Raw genomic sequence first — 15544 nt, 5'->3', positions numbered from 1 at the left:
TTTTTAGTTTTGAGATAGACAATTTTAATATTCTTTAAGAATTTAATCCCGTTATTTCACGGGGGAAAGTCAATATATATCGTGTTGTCTTCCTGGTAATCAGGCTGGACAGAATCTGATCTTCGGATTCATCCAGTCTCAGCCGTCTTCCGTCTTTTTGTAATAAAAAGATAGGCTGCTTTTCCGTATTATAAGGAAGAAGTGTTCTTGTAATTTCGTTTACGAGCTCATCTCCATTATCAATTCCAAAAAATTCGTTGGTCTTTTTTATTTTTTCCTCAATAAACTTTGCTTCAAAAGGGTGTGATGATATAATTGTTTTAGGAATATTTCTCTGAATTACACATTGACACCAATATGATAATATTACATCATCTGAATTTTGCCATATTTTCATAGCCTGGATCACGTCATTATCATCCAGCTTTGTAAATCTTTCTATATCTTCTTCAGTAGCTGACTTTTTCTCGCGGTATAAAAAGTAGTTCAGGTTTTCCGTAGCTTCCAGCTTCATGCCTTCGGAAACCAACAATTTTGCCCGCTCTAAAATCTTCACCAATAAAAATTCAGCCAACGCAGAAGTTTTATGATAATACACCTGCCAATACATAAACATCCGTGCCGTCAGAAAGTTTTCAATAGAATAGATTCCTTTTGCGTCTACTACCAGTTCACCATTCTCACATACATTCATCATAGAGATGATTCTCTGTGTATTGATATTGCCTTCGGACACTCCTGTAAAAAAACTGTCTCTTTTCAAATAATCCAAACGATCCACATCAAGCTGGGAAGATATAAGCTGATTAAAGAACTTCCTATGATACTGCCCCTGAAACATTTCAATGGCTATATCGAGCTGCCCGTCAAATTCTTCATTCAGCTTATTCATGAGCAGAAGCGAGAGATTTTCATGATGCCAGTCATCCATCAACATACTTTCCAACGCATGGGAAAAAGGCCCATGTCCGATATCATGCATAAGAATAGCCAGCATAGCTCCTTTTTCTTCTTCTCTGGAGATTTTAATTCCTTTCAGCTTAAGGGTTTCCAAGGCCGTAAACATAAGATGCATAGCTCCTATCGCATGGTGAAACCGGGTGTGGGTAGCTCCGGGAAAAATCAAATTCAAAAGGCCCGTCTGGGAAATCCTCCTTAATCTCTGAAAATAAGGATGTTCTATGACATCAAATAAAATTTCGTAAGGGATTTTAATAAATCCATGAACCGGGTCATTGATGATTTTGAGCTTATTCTGCATAGAAAGTGAATGTGGTAACAAATTTAGGAAAATTAAATGGCACTCCCGAAGGATTGTTTTTTCTAATCAGCTAAAAATTAAAATCAACTTTTTATTAAACTGTAATGAGTAAACACCTCCATAATACATTAAATTTATTTTAGATTAAAATAAATGAGAGGACTGACCAAACAAAGAAAATGATGAATTTACTGAAAGAAGGATTAAATTCGAATCACTATTATTTTTTAACCTCTAATTTCACCGTATCATTTAACTAATATTTAACTTTAAAACCGTTTATTTTGTTAGTTTTTAAAGAAAGTTGGTCAACAATTTGATAGAATAATTATCTAAAAAAATCAATAAATTATGTCAGAAAAGATATTATGGATAGATGATGAAATAGATTTACTTAAACCTCATATCGTATTTTTAGAGAAAAAGGGTTACAATGTAACTCCTGTTAATAATGTAAATGAGGCCCTCGAACTTATAGATTCAGAAAAATTCGCCCTTACCCTTATAGATGAAAACATGCCTGGTATTTCCGGGCTGGAAGCCATTCCTATGATTAAAGAAAAAGATAATTCTTTAAAAATAGTAATGGTTACCAAAAGTGAAGAAGAATATATTATGGAGGAAGCCATCGGCTCCCAAATTGCGGATTATATATTAAAGCCTGTAAATCCGAACCAGATATTATTATCCTTAAAGAAAAATTTACAGCAGGACAATCTGGTTGAACAGAAAACGATCCTACAATATCAGCAGGAGTTCAGGAATTTATCTATGGAGCTTTCCTATCTCAGAACTTATCAGGAATGGGCCGAATATTATAAAAAGATACTGAACTGGGAAATTAAATTCGATAAGGTGGCGGATAATGAGTTTGCAGACCTTCTGCAATCCCAAAAAGAGGAAGCCAATATCCAGTTCGCCAAGTTTATTGAAAACAATTACGAAGAGTGGCTTCATGGAAGTGACAAGCCTATGATGAGTCATACCCTGTTCAAAGAAAAGGTAAAACCAGAAGTGGAGAAGGATAAGGTTCTTCTTTTAATGGTGGATAATCTCCGTTATGATCAGTGGAAGGTGATAGAACCGTTATTTACCAAATATTACAATAAGGTTTCCGAGGATTATTATTACAGTATTCTACCTACTGCCACCCAATATGCAAGGAACTCATTTTTTGCAGGGCTGATGCCGTCAGAAATTGAAAAACGTTTTCCGGATAAATGGTTTAATGATAATGAAGAGGGAAATAAAAATGAATTTGAACGTGATTTCCTGGAGGATCAAATGAAAAGAATTGGGCTCGGTTCCAAATCAATGAAATATTTAAAAGTATTAAATGCTGATTTTGAGAGAAAGATATATGACGACTTTAACCAGCACAAAAATAATGATCTCCTGGTGATCGTCTATAACTTTATTGATATTCTTTCTCATGCAAAAACGGACAACCATATTGTAGACCAGCTTATCCGTGATGATAAAACTTTCAGATCCCTTACTTTGAACTGGTTTGAAAATTCTTCTTTAATGAAAATCATCAAAATAGCTGCAGAAAGCGGTTACAAACTGGTTATTACAACTGATCACGGAACTGTTTATGTAAAAAAACCCAGCAAGGTGGTTGGAGACCGGGAAACCTCTACCAATATCCGCTATAAGACAGGAAAGAGCTTAACATATGATGACAGTGATGTTTGGGCTATTACCAATCCGGAAAAATTATTTTTACCTAAAGGAAATTTAAGCTCCAAATATATATTTGCAAAAAACAATATTTTCCTCGCCTACCCGAAGAATTACAATCATTTTGTGAATTATTATAAGGAAACCTATCAGCATGGGGGCATATCCTTGGAGGAGTGTATTATCCCTATAAGTGTTTTAGAACCCAAATAGTTTTTTCATAGTTTATAATATTTTAGGATTTAGCGGAAAAAATTGATTTTTCCGCTTATTCAAGTAGGTATTGGCATATTTTTTGTGAATATTATTGACGTTAAAAAATCCTATTATGAAAAAGAACATTTTTGCTATGGCTGCTATTACAGCTTTATTCCTAACTTCTTGTTCAAAAGAAAAACACACTGCCGAAGTAAGCGCTACTGATACTGTAACTGCAGTTGATACTGCTGCTACCGTTACTGAAACTCCTGCTGCTGCCACTACGGACGAAATCGTAAAAAGTACAGCTAAGGACAAAAGCGGAAAAACTCTTGAAATGAGTTTCGACAATACTAAACATACAGCTACTGTTGTATTTGAAGGAGAAACAATTAATTTGGATGATCAAAAACCAGCTTCTGGAATCTGGTACAAAAATGATCACTACGAATTAAGAGGTAAAGGAGAGCAAGTAGAATTAACTAAAGACGGTAAAGTAGTTTTCTCAAACTAAGAACCTTTTCAATTAAATTCTATAAAGCATATCAGTTTTGAAATTTCAAAACTGATTTTTATTTTTATATGTTTGCCAAAAAATATTATGAGACTGATCACCTACAATGTAAATGGAATCCGGGCTGCTTTTACAAAGGATTTTTTAGGCTGGCTGAAACATGCTGATCCTGATATTATCTGCGTTCAGGAAAGTAAGGCGGGTAATGATCAAATAGATATAGAAAGCCTGGAAAAATCAGGATATCACAGTTACTGGCATTCAGCTCTTCGGAAAGGCTACAGCGGAGTCGGTATTGCTTCCAAACAAAAACCTTTGCATGTGGAGTATGGGTGCGGTATAGAAAGTTATGATAATGAAGGAAGAATCATACGTGCTGATTTTGAAAATTATTCTGCTATTTCGGTATATGTACCTTCTGCTTCCAATATTGAAAGACTGGACTTTAAAATGGAATTCTGTTATGACTTTTTAAATTATATAAAAAACTTAAAGAAGGAAATTCCCAATCTTATTATTTCGGGAGATTTTAATATATGTCATGAGGCTATCGATATACACGATCCTGTACGGTTAAAAAACGTTTCCGGGTTCTTACCCATAGAAAGAGAATGGATGACCCAATTCATCGAAGAATGCGAATTAATTGACAGCTTCCGGTTTTTTAATAATGAACCTGATAATTATACCTGGTGGAGCTACCGGCAAAATTCAAGAGCAAAGAATAAGGGCTGGAGACTTGATTATAACTTCACTTCTTATTCCCTTAAAGAAAAACTATCCAGGGCAGCTATTTTAAAAGAGGCTGTACATTCGGACCACTGTCCTGCTTTGGTAGAGCTGGACTTATAAAATAAGAAAGCCAACTTTATCAGTTGGCTTTCTTTTTAAATCATAAATTTTAGTCGACAATTTCATAAGAAACCGGAATGGTACCCAGATCGGTATTTCCGATTTCACTGAACGCAGCTTTAGTAATATCTAAAACTCTTGAAGCATGGAAAGGACCTCTATCATTAATCCTTACAATTACTTCTTTTCCATTTTTTAAATTGGTAACTTTCACTTTAGTCCCAAATGGAAGCGTTCTGTTAGCAGCAGTAAATTTAGAGTTATCAAAAATTTCCCCGCTTGCTGTTTTCCTACCGTTAAACTTATCGTGGTAGAACGATGCATAACTTGTTTTTTTCGCATTTAAGGTATTATTCGTAAAAGAATAAATACCTAAGGTTGAAATCATCATTATGATTACGAGAATGAATCTTTTCATCACTTTGAATATTTATTGGTTTTGACGGAGCAAATGTATCAGGAATCTTGTAAAATCAAGAGTCCAATTGTTAACAATAGTTAAATAAAACAAAAACATTTGTTAAAAAACCTTATAAAGTACTGATAATAGGGAGTTTCAAAGGTAGTGTTAAAAAACGTTAAAAAAAGTATTAAAAAGTTAATTTAATTAACTAAATAAGACATAATTACTATGTTAAAAAATATTAAAACCACCTAATAATCAATACATTAAGCATCAACCACCTCTCTTCTTCAAACCCATAAAAAAACCGTTGAAAAAGCTTCCAACGGTTTCCATTTATAATAATTTTAAAGATAAGTAAGTCTATCTAACTATTTAAGGTATTCCAACACATAATCATATGTTCCTGCCGGATAAACTACTGAAACAGTCGGTGAACCTGTAATTGCATTACCTGCTGTAGTAGCTATAGTATAAGAGTAAAGATCTCTTGAATATACTGTATTGGTACCTGCTTTATAGATGGTAATTCCATAAAGGGCTGTCATTCCTGTAGGTGCAGGAATATCTACTGCTGTAGAGCTTCCTGTTGCTGTGAATGTTCCTTTAATAGCATATACCTGTGCACTATTTACTAATGTATTGGTAACAGTTTCTGTAGTAAGGATATTCACTGCACTTGAAGTAGCGCTGGAAACTGGTCTCCATGTTCCTCCGTTAACTGTAGTAGATTTATTATCATAATACCAGTACCCTGCTGTTAAAGTTCCTTGTGTTGAACCTACACCTGCTACACCACTTGTAGCTGTGTTATATACGATCATACCGTCAAAACGGGTAGGATATGAAGTTGCAATCCCTGTAGGAGTACCACTAAATGTTGTAAAGGTGGTCAAATCCGTTCTAGGGAAAATCAAACCTTTTCCTACATTGGTAGTTGCATTTGTTGTAGAGTTTGAAGACGCATCAATAAATGCCGAACTGCTTGGTGCCGCTGAATTGTTGATTGAATTTACAATTCTTACCTGGGCTTGGGAAAATCCTACTGCGGACAGCATTAGGACAAAAACAAATTTATAATTGCTCATTATTTGTATCTTAAGATTAAACATGATTATTAGAATCCACTAATTAAGGACCAAGATCCAGCTCCGGTACCTCCTACATAAACAAGGATTACCCCCTGTTGTGCAGGAATGTTTTGGTTTTGACCTTCTCTTGGTAATGGGGAAATATCTACACTATTGTTACCTTTATTAGTTACATACAGTTTTTTTCCAACTGAAATACCTGATGTAGGTAAAGTTAAAGTAGTTCCTGAAGAGTTAACATTTAATAGGATAATGTCATCTGTTGCAAGAGCAGTATAACTAGAAGTCTGTTCTGCAGTAATGTTGGTAACAGTATTTGAAGAAGGGGCTATTCCAGCTATTGTTTTCCATTCCGGAACAGTACTATCAAAATAGTAGAACCCAGCACCTGTAATTTTAGAAGTTCTGGTAGTATTACCTGTACCTGAAGTAATGAAAACGATAGCACCATTTTGATCGGCACCATAAGTACCTGATGTATTATCTTTTGCGATTAACTGATCAGCAGTCATTCTAGGAACTAATACAGCATCTGGCATACTGTTGTTGGATGTATTTGCAGCAACATCCAAAGTAGCTGCCGGCGATGTGGTGTTAATACCAACTCCTCTCTGTTGAGCTTTCGAGATCACTGAAAAGCAAACGAGCATAGTCGCCGTAAATAAAAATTTTTTCATAAGTTTTTAAAATTTAAAATTATTTTTCATCAACAATTTTCTCTATACATAGAGTTTGTTTCTTATCCCAACTTGTGCGTTTTTTTTAATTAAATATAAAATATCCCTACTTAATCTGATTTCCCGGTTTTTATCTTATCTATCCCAACTTGGGCGTCATATACATTTGAACTGAAAAAATTCAATTATATAGTATTTCACATTAATTGAAAACTAAGTATGGGGCAAATTTAATGTATAATTTTTTAAAAATAAAAATCTGTAATAAAAAAAATGAATAATTCTCATACACAAAAACTTAAACTATTCATTTACAGCACATTAAAATTCATTTATCTCCACTAACTCACCATATAAATCAAATTCTTCTGCTGAAGTAATTCTGACATCAGCAAATTCTCCTATTGAGACATAAGTGTCCTCTGCAGGAACCAAAACGGTGTTATCAACATCAGGAGAATCGTATTCTGTCCTACCGATAAAGTAGTTCCCTTCTTTTCTGTCAAATATACATTTGTATATATTTCCTATTTTGGTCTGATTCTTTTCCCAGGAGATCTGAGACTGCAATTCCATGATTTCCTCTACTCTGGCTTCTTTAACTTCCTGTGGAATATCATCCTCCAATACATAAGCCGTCGTATTCTCTTCATGAGAATAAGTAAAGCATCCCAATCTATCGAACTTTTGCTCTTTCACCCAGTCTTTTAATTCCTGAAATTTTTCTTCTGTCTCTCCGGGATAACCAACGATCAGGGTAGTTCTTATAGCCATATCAGGCACTTTCTCCCTGAATTTAGCCAATAAGGCATCTGTTTTTTCGTGTGTTGTTCCTCTTTTCATGGATTTCAACAAATCGGAATTGATATGTTGAAGGGGAATATCTATATAGTTACAAACTTTCGGCTCTTCACGGATAATATCCAGAACATCTTCGGGAAATCCACTAGGGAAGGCATAGTGAAGACGTATCCATTCGATTCCTTCTACTTTAACCAATTCTTTCAAAAGATCTCCTAATGCTCTCTTTTTATATATATCCAATCCGTAGTAAGTAAGATCCTGGGCAATCAGTATAAGTTCTTTTGTTCCTGCTTTTGCTAATTTCTGTGCTTCGGATACAAGCTTTTCAATAGGTGTGGATATGTGTCCTCCACGCATTAAGGGAATAGCACAGAAAGAGCATGGCCTGTCACAACCTTCTGAAATTTTCAGATATGCATAATGTTTTGGAGTAGTTGTAAGCCTTTCCCCCACCAGTTCATGCTTGTAATCGGCTCCTAGATGTTTCAAAAGAACCGGTAAATCTCTTGTTCCAAAATATTGGTCAACATCTGGTATTTCTTTAACCAGGTCCGGCTTATATCTTTCGGAAAGGCATCCGGTTACAAAAACCTTTTCTACTTCTCCTCTGTTTTTAGCTTCTACAAAGTCAAGAATGGTATTGATGGATTCTTCCTTGGCGTTATCAATAAATCCACAGGTATTTATTACAACGATATCTCCCCTGTCTTCATGAACCACTTCTTTACCATTGGCTTTAAGCTGACTCATTAAAACTTCAGAATCATAAACATTTTTGGAACACCCAAGTGTTACAATATTGATTTTCTTTTTACCTACCGACTTTGTACGCATCCTTTTGATTTTGAGTGGCCAAAGATACAAAATATTAAACTCTCCTCTTCAAAAAATAAAAGCCATCTTAATCAGATGGCTTTCAATATGTTTCTAATAATTTTTAGCTTTAAAATCGGGAGCATTTTGATCTTTATCTGATAAGACCATATCTTTTTCTTCTATTTTCCAGTCTATATTAAGATCTTTGTCATTATACCTTACACTTCCTTCGGATTCTTTATTATAAAAGTTATCGCATTTGTAAGAGAATACCGCGGTTTCAGTCAATACAGAGAAACCATGTCCAAATCCTCTCGGAACATATAACTGTAATTTATTTTCCGCAGTGAGCTCTATTCCGAACCATTTACCGAATGTAGGGGAATCTTCTCTAAGATCCACCGCAACATCCCAAACTTTTCCTTCCAGACAAGAAACCAATTTGGCCTGCGCATGCTCTCCTTTCTGTAAGTGTATTCCTCTCAGCACACCAAAAGAAGATTTTGAAATATTATCCTGTACGAAATGACCATTCATACCTGTAAGTTCTTCAAATCTTTTTTCGTTATATTTTTCAAAGAAATATCCTCTGTCATCTTCAAAAACAGTAGGTTCTATTATATAGCAGTCTTTTAAAGGGGTTTCTTTTATTTTCATTTTTTACTATTTCTTTTATCAAAATCTTCTTCTATAAAAAATATTGATTTTAAATATGTCATTTTTCTTCTACAAAGATAAGTATATCTCCAGGTAAAATAATATCATTATACTTCTTTGAAGATAAAAGTGATATAGATTCCTTTCCGGAGTCATTATTCACTTTTTTCAGTGATTGTTTTGGTTTGTATGTTAATTGTATATTTTCATATAAGGACTTATTCTGAACAATCACAAAATTTTTATTCTCATTTGACATATATGAGATGAGTGCATCCTTACCTTCAGTAGAAAATATAGAAAACTGTTTAGGAATTGAACTCAACTTAACAGTACCTTCTGGAATATTGTTTCCTGTATGAAACACTTGTTCAGACTTTGCTCCTGAAAAAAACCATGCTAAGCGCTGAATTTCTTCATTAACTGTTTTAACTACATTATAAGTAGGTGTAGGTAATCCTCTATCATCTACTATGGAATAACCATATTTTTCTTTTATCCAAACATCCGCATACGTTAACGTCCAATAAGTAAAATATTGTAAGGCTTTTGCTCCATAAAGTAAATTCCCAAATTGTTGAAGTCTTATTCCCTCTACTGTAGGTTGTAAATAATTATAATGAATCGTAGAACAGGCAAAAGCCCAAAAATCCATTCCATTTTTTAAAGTTATATTTCTCACATCTTCCAAATTAGAGTACCAACTTTCTCTTACTTGATTGTTAACAATAGGATAATAATCAAACGATAAAAAATCTACAGGAACTTCTTTAAGATATTTAGCTAGATAATCTTTATAACTAAGCCCGTCTATTAAAGATGTAGAAACATAATTAGGAAATAAATTCACATAAATTTTATGGCTTTTATCAATCTTTCTTATTTTTAGAATAAGCTCTTTTAAATGAGTAAATTGATGTGGTCCAGGTTCATCAACAAGACCGTACCCGTATAAAGCAGGATGATCCTTAACAAGTCTTACAATCTCTTCAGTATCTGTCTGAACATTTTCAATGTTAAACATTAATTTCGTATTAGCAGCCAAAGATGCATCTAATGCCTTTAAAATATCTTCTTTATTACTAAAGTCCGTATAAGAAATATTTATTCCAACTTCTTTCATTTTCTGAAATTGCTCCTTTGTTGAAAATTCTCCAGGAGGGACCCCATGAAAAGCCAAAATAGGAATATTTTTATTTTGACATAACAAAATATTAAAAAGAAAACAGGATATAAAAAAAATTATTTTTCTTAATTTCATAAATAGATGGATTTCAGCCAAATTACAAATTAATTACTATTCAAGGTCAATATCACCTTTATCGTTTTCAATAAAATTTGCAAATCTAATAAGAGGGAATAATTTTTAATATAATATAAATCATATTCTAATTTCTTCAAGTTATCTTTAGGAGTAGCCTTCGGTAAATAAACCTGTGCCCATCCTGTTACACCAGGCTTAACTAAATGTCGTAGGTCAAAATAAGCATTTTCAGTATTAGATATATCTACATATTCAGGTCTCTCAGGTCTGGGTCCTATTAAACTCATATCACCTTTAAGAACATTAAAAAGTTGGGGAAGTTCATCAACCTTTGTTTTTCTTAGAATTTTCCCTACAGATGTTATCCGAAAATCATCTTTAGAAGTAAACTTTCCACTATGCTCTTTACGCATTGTCCGCAGTTTGTAAATTTTAAAAATTTTAGAATTTAATCCCACTCTATCCTGAGTAAAAAAGATTCCACCTTTAGACGTTAATAATACAGCAATACCTGATATAATTACAATAGGTAAAACTAAAGGTAAGAGCATAATACAAAATAGTATATCAAAAAATCTTTTGATTTTAAGTGATAATTTCGAAAGGCCTATTGCAAATACATTATCTGACAAATAATTATCACTTTTAAATTTAACTAAGGGAATTCTTTTATTTATGTGTTCATAAAATGTATGAGCTTCATAGACTCTGACTCCATTTATACGAGCTTCTATTAAAGCATTAGTAAGATTTCCTGGTAATTGTTTTACATCAGAATTTTCTATAATTATAGTTCTTATATTTAGCTTATGAATGTATTCAAAAACACTTCTATTTGCTTTTTCAGAATTATATGTGATCGCTTTATAATTTTTATTAAAGACATCGTCTTCAAAAAGTTTAGCCGAAATACTACTAACATTAATAAAAAGGCACCTATATTTATTTTTTTTATAAGTTGTGATTTTCATTAAATTACCTTACGGGTGATTTTAATAATTGAACAAAAGTAAAAAATATTAATTGACATAAAAATATTAAGGAGCATCTTCATCCTAAATACTTTGCTTTTCTTGCTAAAAAAATGTCATCAATCCAACCATCTAGTGACATGGTGTACAAATCTTCCCGAGAAATTTCACAAACAGCTCCATTAAGGAACTCTTTGTCAATTTCTACTCTTTTTCTATCAATTACTAATATATTTTGAGGATTATAAAAACTATATTTTTTTACTTCAGGATTAGTTGTAATTAACTTCTTACCCGCTCCTAATGCTTCAAAAGTTCTCATTGTCAGTCCCGTTTGATGAGGATGATTAATATCTAGAACACATTTTGAATTATTATAGAGACCAACAACATCTCTATGGTTTAACTTATTGAAGGATAGTTTTCTATATTCAAAATCAGAAAATGACTTATCAAAAACTTTCTTATACCAATATATCAACTTTCCTTGGATATAATAATAATTATAAGCTATTCCTCCCAATGCTTCTATCTGTCTTTTAACTTCTTCAGCAATTTTATATCGGTCAGAATGGGCCGTTCCTATAAATACAACATCATTTTTTACTTTATCTTCATTATTCATATTTTTCCTTTCATACAAATCAACATAAAATAAAGGTCGAAACTTCAGATTATACTTCGCTGCATCATAAGTATCAAAGGTAAATTTATGGTCAAATAAAGGCAAAATTTCAATTGCATTAGGATTATTAAAAAAAGAATCATAGTTGTAATAGAACAACTGAATATCAGAATCATGTCTTTTTAGTTCTTCTATAAAGAAGCGAGGCATTACCTCTCCTTTAATGAGAAAAAGAATATCATATTTTTTTTCCCGGATTTCTTCTAAGATATTTCTATAATACCTGTCTATTTTACCTTTTAAAAAGCTTTTGTTTACTCTAATAATTGCCTTTACAAAAGTCGTATTAGAAGGTCTCTCATCATAAAATTTAACAATTGCACCTCTATGCCGAAGCTTTTCAACTATGAATTTTTCATAATCAAAAAATGCATTTGAAAACATTAAAATCCGTTTGTTCGTTAATATCATTTGTGTGTTTCTTCTTAATTATTTATATAATCCTTTTTCTTTCATTTCCTGTAAGGATTTTTCTAGATTATCCTCATATACTTCCTGTTCAAGTACCCATGAACAAAACTTTTGAATTCCTTCCGAGAAGGATATTTTAGGACTATATCCCAATAATGTTTCAATCTTTGAGATATCGGCTATATTATGTCGTATATCTCCTATTCTAAAGTTCCCAGTTATTTTAAAGGGTACTTCAATATTGTATTCTTTAACCAAAGTTTTTGCAACATTTACAACATCGGTGGGTATTCCAGTGCCCACATTAAATACCTGATTATTCGCTTCATCTTTTTCCAACGCCAGAATAGTAGCATCTACTACATCATCTATATAAACAAAGTCTCTACTTTCTTTTCCGTCTTCAAAAATATTAATTTCATTCCTATTAAGAATCTGAGTAGAAAAAATAGAAAGAATTCCGGTATAAGGATTTGATAGGGATTGACCCGGACCATATACATTTTGGTACCTCAACGCAACAGCATTGATATTCAATGAAGGGCAAACAGTCATAATCATTTGTTCCTGATTATATTTTGTAATTCCATATAAGGAAGATGGATGAATTTTGGAATTTTCGTCTGTAGGTACTAATTGCAAATCTTTATCATCCGAATATTTGACTTCAAAATTGCCCGCTAACATATCTTGTTCTTTTCTAGAAGACGGATATACTGCTCCTAAGATAGGATGTAGATACTTTCCTTCCCCATAAATTGCTCTGGAAGAAGGAATAATTACTTTTTGTATTTGGTTTTCCTTATTTGCTAAGATATCCAAAAGATTGGCTGTTCCTAAGCTATTGACATTTACATATTTTTCTATACAATACATGCTCTGACCGGTACCTGTTTCTGCTGCCATATGGATAACCGCATCCTGTTCTTTAATAGCTTTTTCCCAATCAGACATATTAGTGACAGAACCGTTTATAAAGTCTAATTTTCCTAAAATCGATTGGTATAAAGGAGATGTTTCTTCGGGTTTATCTCCGTGTATTTGCACTGATAAATTATCAAGAACTGTTACTAAATATCCTTTCTCAATTAATTTTAAAGCAACTCGGGATCCGATAAAACCCGCTCCACCTGTTATTAATATTTTTTTCATTCTATTTTTTCCCATTTTTGTTTTTCAAAATTGTATGTTTTAACTATTTTAGCTGGGGAACCAACAATTACGCAATAGTCTGGAAAAATACCTCTCACTACTGAATTTGATCCCACAATACATTGTTTTCCCAAAATTGTTCCTGCCTGAATAGCCACTCCAATGCCTATAAAACAGTTTTCTCCGATTTTTGTTTCTTTGATAATAATTGGCTGATTCAAAATATGTTTTCCGATCTCTTCATATTCATGATCAATATTTGTGATAAAAGTATTTGCCAAGATAGTAGAGTTTTCCCCTATATATAAGTTAGATGCTGATGTTATATGAACATTTTGTCCGATTGCTACATTATCTTCAATAATAATTTTCCCTTTTTCATGAGTTTCAATTCTTAAGTGGGGATAAATTCTAACATTCTTCCCAATAAAAATATTTTTGGATCCTTTAATAAAAAGAGGCTTACCTATATAAGATATCATTCCAAATTTTCCAAAAAAGGGTTTATAAAGCAAAGCCCTCAATATCCAAAAGAATTTTCTAATCATACTTATAGAATTTTTAATAACCTAAGACTACCTAAATAAAGTAATTGAAACCGGTCTCTTACTTTAAAAAGAAGATTCCGTTTAGAACCCTTAGCGGTTGTGGACATATTAAAATCATGCCTTCTATATAATAAACACGGTACATCAATAAACTTAACCTTATATTTAATATCTGCTAAATAACCAATCCACCAATCATGATATAAATAAAGGTTTCGAGGAATGGGCAAAATATCGGTAAGCATTTCTTTCTTAAAAGCCAAACAGCACCCTAAATAAGAACTTCTATAAAAATTTTTCAAAAAGCCACTCCTTGAGTTATTCAAATCAAAGTAAGATTGATTAATTATATTAAGATTTTCATCAGTCACCTTACAATTAGTCACTACTAAATCATAATATTCCAGTCCTTTCAAAGAATAAAACACTTTCTGGGGAAGCCATACATCATCCTGGTCTGATAAAAACAAATAATCCCCACTAGCATTCTTTAAAGCGTTTTCAAAATTCTTTGTAATTCCTTTATCTTTATTCTGTAATATCTTTATCCTTTTATCATTAAACCCATTTATTATTTCAATAGTTTTATCAGATGAGTTATCATCAGAAATTATAATTTCATCATCCTCTCCCAACTGAGTTAATATAGATTTCAATTGTTCCGTAATATATTTTTCACCATTATAAGTGGCTAAACAAACAGATATCTTCATTTATCATTTTTTAAAAATCTTTCCCTTACAAACAAAAAACTTTTATATTGCAGAGAAAGCCTTATTAGATGGGGTAAATCCACAAATAAAGTCACTAAGAATTTATTATGAATATTTTTAAAAACTTTCATATCCGTTATAAATAATTTATATCGGAACAAAGCCTTTTCCTTTGAATTCGTATTGGTGGAAAAGTTTTGTTTTAATTTCACCGGAATTATATTTAAATATCTTACATAATTTTTTATCCTTCCTATAAATTCATGATCACAAAAGTCTAATCTTAATCGTTCATTATACCCACCTACTTCATAAAAAAAATCAGTTCTTATGAGTATACCAGAGTTTATACATGAATTCCCTTCTATTGGCAACTGACTTTCCAAAATTTCATTATAAAATGAAGATCTATAGGCCTTATATTTGCTCGGCGAGATAAGTTTATCTTTTTCGTAAATTTTTGGTACTCCAATATCTTTATTCTTCTTTTCAAACCGTTTATACTGATAAAAAAAATCTAATGGTAGCTTTGTATCCTGATCCAAGAATACAACATTATCAAATGTATTTTCTTTAGCAAATTGCGCTATTTTATTATATGCAAAAGAAATTCCAGGATTACTAGGGTCATGAAAATAAGAGACATTTACATTTTCTTCATTATTATTCGATACATTCACTTTCCAATCAGCAAAGTCCGTATTGTCAAAAATAAATACATTAAGTATTTCCCTCATAGAAATATTATCATGAATAAAAGATTTGACCAAATCCCTATACGTGATGGTATCTTTATAATTCTCTCTAAAACAAACTATTCCAAATAAAATCATTAATAAGTATT

16 protein-coding genes are annotated in these 15544 nt (G+C 32.2%); 3 read left to right on the top strand and 13 right to left on the bottom strand.

Translation table 11 applies throughout. The features are described from left to right. Positions 1-34 precede the first annotated feature (34 nt). Positions 35-1261 (bottom strand): HD domain-containing protein, encoded by a 1227-nt coding sequence (locus tag ABJ974_RS04175; protein WP_419870131.1) that lies wholly within the window; start codon positions 1259-1261, stop codon positions 35-37. Between the two features lie 351 nt (positions 1262-1612). Here ABJ974_RS04175 and porX point away from each other — a divergent pair, with 351 nt between their 5' ends. The 3 genes from porX (at position 1613) to ABJ974_RS04160 (ending at position 4508) form a co-directional block, all read left to right on the top strand. Then, positions 1613-3157, top strand: a complete 1545-nt coding sequence (gene porX, locus ABJ974_RS04170) for a T9SS response regulator signal transducer PorX (protein ID WP_419870130.1) — start codon at positions 1613-1615, stop codon at positions 3155-3157. Between the two features lie 115 nt (positions 3158-3272). Then, the gene (locus ABJ974_RS04165) at positions 3273-3656 is read left to right on the top strand and encodes an MliC family protein (protein WP_419870129.1); all 384 of its coding nucleotides are present in this window, start codon (positions 3273-3275) and stop codon (positions 3654-3656) included. Positions 3657-3743: 87 nt separating this feature from the next. Beyond that, positions 3744-4508, top strand: a complete 765-nt coding sequence (locus ABJ974_RS04160) for an exodeoxyribonuclease III (protein WP_419870128.1) — start codon at positions 3744-3746, stop codon at positions 4506-4508. A gap of 49 nt (positions 4509-4557) precedes the next feature. Here the strand turns inward: ABJ974_RS04160 and ABJ974_RS04155 are convergent, their stop codons facing one another. From ABJ974_RS04155 to ABJ974_RS04100, 12 genes are all read right to left on the bottom strand, one after another. Further along, positions 4558-4929: a septal ring lytic transglycosylase RlpA family protein gene (locus ABJ974_RS04155; RefSeq protein WP_419870127.1), complete on the bottom strand. Its 372-nt coding sequence runs from the start codon at positions 4927-4929 to the stop codon at positions 4558-4560. A 353-nt stretch (positions 4930-5282) separates the two neighbouring features. Further along, positions 5283-5999 carry a hypothetical protein gene (locus ABJ974_RS04150; protein WP_419870126.1) on the bottom strand — a complete coding sequence of 239 codons (717 nt, stop codon included), beginning with the start codon at positions 5997-5999 and terminating at the stop codon, positions 5283-5285. A 29-nt stretch (positions 6000-6028) separates the two neighbouring features. Next, a complete protein-coding gene (locus ABJ974_RS04145; RefSeq protein ID WP_419870125.1) occupies positions 6029-6652 on the bottom strand; it encodes a hypothetical protein in 624 nt (207 codons plus the stop codon). Positions 6653-7000: 348 nt separating this feature from the next. After that, the gene (gene rimO / locus ABJ974_RS04140; RefSeq protein ID WP_419870124.1) at positions 7001-8317 is read right to left on the bottom strand and encodes a 30S ribosomal protein S12 methylthiotransferase RimO; all 1317 of its coding nucleotides are present in this window, start codon (positions 8315-8317) and stop codon (positions 7001-7003) included. Between the two features lie 93 nt (positions 8318-8410). Continuing rightward, entirely contained in the window at positions 8411-8956 is a 546-nt protein-coding gene (rfbC, locus tag ABJ974_RS04135) for a dTDP-4-dehydrorhamnose 3,5-epimerase (protein WP_419870123.1), read from the bottom strand. A gap of 58 nt (positions 8957-9014) precedes the next feature. Continuing rightward, on the bottom strand, positions 9015-10217 hold the full coding sequence (locus ABJ974_RS04130; RefSeq protein WP_419870122.1) for an alpha-amylase family protein: 1203 nt from the start codon (positions 10215-10217) through the stop codon (positions 9015-9017). A 29-nt stretch (positions 10218-10246) separates the two neighbouring features. After that, complete coding sequence (locus ABJ974_RS04125; protein WP_419870121.1) at positions 10247-11191, bottom strand: sugar transferase; 945 nt, start codon at positions 11189-11191, stop codon at positions 10247-10249. Between the two features lie 79 nt (positions 11192-11270). Beyond that, the gene (locus ABJ974_RS04120) at positions 11271-12260 is read right to left on the bottom strand and encodes a glycosyltransferase family protein (RefSeq protein WP_419870120.1); all 990 of its coding nucleotides are present in this window, start codon (positions 12258-12260) and stop codon (positions 11271-11273) included. Between the two features lie 45 nt (positions 12261-12305). Next, on the bottom strand, positions 12306-13439 hold the full coding sequence (locus tag ABJ974_RS04115; protein ID WP_419870119.1) for an NAD-dependent epimerase/dehydratase family protein: 1134 nt from the start codon (positions 13437-13439) through the stop codon (positions 12306-12308). After that, positions 13436-13987 carry a DapH/DapD/GlmU-related protein gene (locus ABJ974_RS04110; RefSeq protein ID WP_419870118.1) on the bottom strand — a complete coding sequence of 184 codons (552 nt, stop codon included), beginning with the start codon at positions 13985-13987 and terminating at the stop codon, positions 13436-13438. Before ABJ974_RS04110 ends, ABJ974_RS04115 begins: the two co-directional genes overlap by 4 nt. Before the next feature lie 2 nt (positions 13988-13989). Next, the gene (locus ABJ974_RS04105) at positions 13990-14700 is read right to left on the bottom strand and encodes a glycosyltransferase family 2 protein (protein ID WP_419870117.1); all 711 of its coding nucleotides are present in this window, start codon (positions 14698-14700) and stop codon (positions 13990-13992) included. Beyond that, the gene (locus ABJ974_RS04100) at positions 14697-15533 is read right to left on the bottom strand and encodes a glycosyltransferase family protein (protein ID WP_419870116.1); all 837 of its coding nucleotides are present in this window, start codon (positions 15531-15533) and stop codon (positions 14697-14699) included. Before ABJ974_RS04100 ends, ABJ974_RS04105 begins: the two co-directional genes overlap by 4 nt. Between the last annotated feature and the right edge of the window lie 11 nt (positions 15534-15544).

Source organism: Chryseobacterium sp. CT-SW4 (assembly GCF_048572715.1).
Lineage (GTDB): Bacteria > Bacteroidota > Bacteroidia > Flavobacteriales > Weeksellaceae > Chryseobacterium.
Note: the sequence above shows the minus strand (reverse complement) of the source record. Positions and strands in the feature narration are given on the sequence as shown.

Bases quoted from the DNA above. Each gene is read 5' to 3' on its own strand.
- porX (WP_419870130.1), top strand. From the start codon at position 1,613: ATGTCAGAAAAGATATTATGGATAGATGATGAAATAGATTTACTTAAA.
- ABJ974_RS04150 (WP_419870126.1), bottom strand. From the start codon at position 5,999: ATGAGCAATTATAAATTTGTTTTTGTCCTAATGCTGTCCGCAGTAGGA.
- ABJ974_RS04120 (WP_419870120.1), bottom strand. From the start codon at position 12,260: ATGTTTTCAAATGCATTTTTTGATTATGAAAAATTCATAGTTGAAAAG.
- ABJ974_RS04175 (WP_419870131.1), bottom strand. From the start codon at position 1,261: ATGCAGAATAAGCTCAAAATCATCAATGACCCGGTTCATGGATTTATT.
- ABJ974_RS04160 (WP_419870128.1), top strand. From the start codon at position 3,744: ATGAGACTGATCACCTACAATGTAAATGGAATCCGGGCTGCTTTTACA.
- ABJ974_RS04110 (WP_419870118.1), bottom strand. From the start codon at position 13,987: ATGATTAGAAAATTCTTTTGGATATTGAGGGCTTTGCTTTATAAACCC.
- rfbC (WP_419870123.1), bottom strand. From the start codon at position 8,956: ATGAAAATAAAAGAAACCCCTTTAAAAGACTGCTATATAATAGAACCT.
- ABJ974_RS04115 (WP_419870119.1), bottom strand. From the start codon at position 13,439: ATGAAAAAAATATTAATAACAGGTGGAGCGGGTTTTATCGGATCCCGA.
- ABJ974_RS04145 (WP_419870125.1), bottom strand. From the start codon at position 6,652: ATGCTCGTTTGCTTTTCAGTGATCTCGAAAGCTCAACAGAGAGGAGTT.
- ABJ974_RS04105 (WP_419870117.1), bottom strand. From the start codon at position 14,700: ATGAAGATATCTGTTTGTTTAGCCACTTATAATGGTGAAAAATATATT.
- rimO (WP_419870124.1), bottom strand. From the start codon at position 8,317: ATGCGTACAAAGTCGGTAGGTAAAAAGAAAATCAATATTGTAACACTT.
- ABJ974_RS04130 (WP_419870122.1), bottom strand. From the start codon at position 10,217: ATGAAATTAAGAAAAATAATTTTTTTTATATCCTGTTTTCTTTTTAAT.
- ABJ974_RS04165 (WP_419870129.1), top strand. From the start codon at position 3,273: ATGAAAAAGAACATTTTTGCTATGGCTGCTATTACAGCTTTATTCCTA.
- ABJ974_RS04100 (WP_419870116.1), bottom strand. From the start codon at position 15,533: ATGATTTTATTTGGAATAGTTTGTTTTAGAGAGAATTATAAAGATACC.
- ABJ974_RS04125 (WP_419870121.1), bottom strand. From the start codon at position 11,191: ATGAAAATCACAACTTATAAAAAAAATAAATATAGGTGCCTTTTTATT.